This window comes from Bradyrhizobium sp., assembly GCF_049691595.1.
Classification (GTDB): Bacteria; Pseudomonadota; Alphaproteobacteria; order Rhizobiales; family Xanthobacteraceae; genus Bradyrhizobium.
Genome location: NZ_JBAVNZ010000439.1, coordinates 1 through 2371 on the forward strand (window position 1 = coordinate 1; position 2371 = coordinate 2371).

Consider the following 2371-nt stretch of genomic DNA (forward strand, 5'->3'; position numbering starts at 1 on the left):
GAGAAAACGCTGGCGTTCGTGCGCACCATCGCCAAACGCGGCGTCCGCGTCGCCAGCGTTTGCTCCGGGGCTTACATTCTGGCGGAGGCGGGCCTGCTCGACGGCCGCCGCGCCACCACGCATTGGCAGCGCACCCGGCATTTCCTCTCAGCCTATCCCAAAGTGAAGCTGGAGCCCGACCGGATCTTCGTCCGCGACGGCAATATCTGGAGTTCGGCCGGCATCACCGCCGGCATCGATCTGGCGCTGGCGATGGTGGCGGAGGATTTTGGCGACGAGATCGCGCAAAAAACCGCGCGGCAGCTCGTGCTCTACCATCGCCGCAACGGCGGTCAGTCGCAATTCTCTTCGCTGCTCGAATTGAAAGCGTCCAACGGCCGCTTCGGAACGCTGCTGGCCTGGGCGCGCGAGCATCTCGACGCGCCGCTGACAGTCGAGGACATGGCCGAGCAGGCCGGCATGAGTGCGCGGCACTTCACCCGCGCCTTCATCGCCGAGACCGGCACCACGCCGTCGAAAGCGGTGGAGCGCTTGCGGATCGAAGTGGCGCGGCAGCGCGTGCAATCCACCAGCGAGGCGATCGAGCGTGTAGCCGAAACCACCGGCTTTCGCGACCCGGAGCGGATGCGCCGCGCCTTCATCCGCGCCTTCGGCCAGCCGCCGCAATCGCTGCGGCGCGCGGCGAGGGCGGGGTAAGGGTGCGGGAATGGCGGCGTGGACCTATTTCGGCGATTGCAGCGCGATACCGTAGCGCCGGTATATTCGCTCGACCGTCCCATCGGCCCGCAGCCGCTCCAGAGCCCGCTCGATAGCGTCGCGCAGGCTGTCGTCCGGGCGCACCATGCCGATGGCGACATTCCAGTTGAGGTTCGCCTCGCTCTCGTCGAGACCCAGGATACGGACCGGGTTGTCCGGATGCGTCAGGTTGAAATAGCTGGCGACGGTCGGCGTGACCGCCGCGGCGTCGATCTCGTGATTGACCAGGGCTTCGAGGCTGTCCACCTCGAACCCGAAGGTCGATGTCGGCACGTGACGCTGACTGATGATCATCGCCGCCATGGACCCGACCTGAACCCCGACCTTGGTATGCTCGTCGAGGCTCTTGAACGAGGTGAGCTTGCTGGCCGAGGGCACGGCGAGCGCGACCCCGGTGCGATAGTAGGGTTTTGTAATCCTCAGATTGGTTTCGCCCTGGGCCTCGCGATCCGCAATGACATCCATGACGATATCGCAGGCGGCGCTGCGCATCTGAACCCCCGTGGTAATCCAGCCAAGCGTCAGCGACACGCCGAGTTCGCGCGCAAGGGCCTGGCCCATCTCGACCTGGAACCCGGGAGGGTCGCCGGCCTTGCTGGAGAAGGGAAGCGAGTTGGGGTGGGCGCACAGCACGATCGCGCCGACTGAGCGAATGGTGTCGAGAGACCGCGCCCGCGCCGGGTCGATCAGGCCGATGACGGCGGCGACGATGAGCGGGAGAATAGCTTTCATGCCGTTTTCTCGGTTGGCGGATGGAACGATCTCACGGCCTCATCCTTCACGCGGTTTCAATGACCGAATGAACTTGACCATGTCGTCGATCTGCGCGTCGGTGAAGGCCGTACCGAACGCGGGCATCGCGCCGTCCTTGCCGTTCTTGATGCGGTTGCGCAGATAGTCGTCGTCGCGGGGCGAATTCATGAGCTGCGGCCCCCTGCCGGCGGCGCGGCCCCCCTCGGAATGACAAAAGCCGCAGATCGATGCGAACAGCTGTTCGACATCGAATGCTCCGCTGTCCGGTGCATTGGCGGCAGGCTGTGCCGTGGCGGGCAGGGCACATGTCAACGAGACGGCCAGCACGGCCGCGAGTAATGCCTTGAAGTCCATGTCCAATTTCATGATGATCTGGTTCTGCAGAGGCGCATCAGCCCCTTTGAATGCACGGGGAGCGAGCAAGCTCGCTCCCCGTCAGGTGATCCGAATCGCTTATTTCAGGCTGTAGACGATCAGCGCGCCGTCATCGCGCGGCATGCTCTTGTAGACGCCGCCGAACGTCGCGGCGTAGTCGTCCGACAGCATGCCGCCGAAGCCGGCGGTCATGGCGATATATTGCTTGCCGCCGACGGAGTAGCTGACGATGCCACCCTGATGGCCGGTGCCGTTGTTACGATTCCACAGCTCGGTCCCGTTTTCGGCATCGTAGGCGTGAACCACGCCGCGCGAATCGGGCACGAACACGAGATTGCCCGCGGTCGACAGCACGCTTGCAATCGGCGGCTCGGGGTAGCGAACCTCCCATTTCTTCGCCCCGGTGATCGGGTCGCGGGCGTCGAGATGACCATAGATCTCGCCGCCCGGAGGAGGTGCGATCTTGAAATCGGCGCCGATATTGAGT

General features: G+C 64.7%; 4 protein-coding genes. 1 reads left to right on the forward strand and 3 read right to left on the reverse strand.

Annotation, left to right across the window (positions count from 1 at the left end; translation table 11 throughout):
* The coding region (locus WCE35_RS18625; protein ID WP_424594800.1) for a GlxA family transcriptional regulator at positions 1-696 on the forward strand (696 nt) is incomplete at its 5' end.
* 24 nt (positions 697-720) lie between these two features.
* Here WCE35_RS18625 and WCE35_RS18630 read toward each other — a convergent pair.
* The 3 genes from WCE35_RS18630 to WCE35_RS18640 all read right to left on the reverse strand — a co-directional run.
* Positions 721-1488 carry a substrate-binding periplasmic protein gene (locus WCE35_RS18630; protein ID WP_424594801.1) on the reverse strand — a complete coding sequence of 256 codons (768 nt, stop codon included), beginning with the start codon at positions 1486-1488 and terminating at the stop codon, positions 721-723.
* Positions 1489-1527: 39 nt separating this feature from the next.
* Positions 1528-1932, reverse strand: a complete 405-nt coding sequence (locus WCE35_RS18635; RefSeq protein ID WP_424594802.1) for a c-type cytochrome — start codon at positions 1930-1932, stop codon at positions 1528-1530.
* Between the two features lie 30 nt (positions 1933-1962).
* On the reverse strand, positions 1963-2371 hold a 409-nt coding region (locus WCE35_RS18640; protein WP_424594803.1), incomplete at its 5' end, for a PQQ-binding-like beta-propeller repeat protein.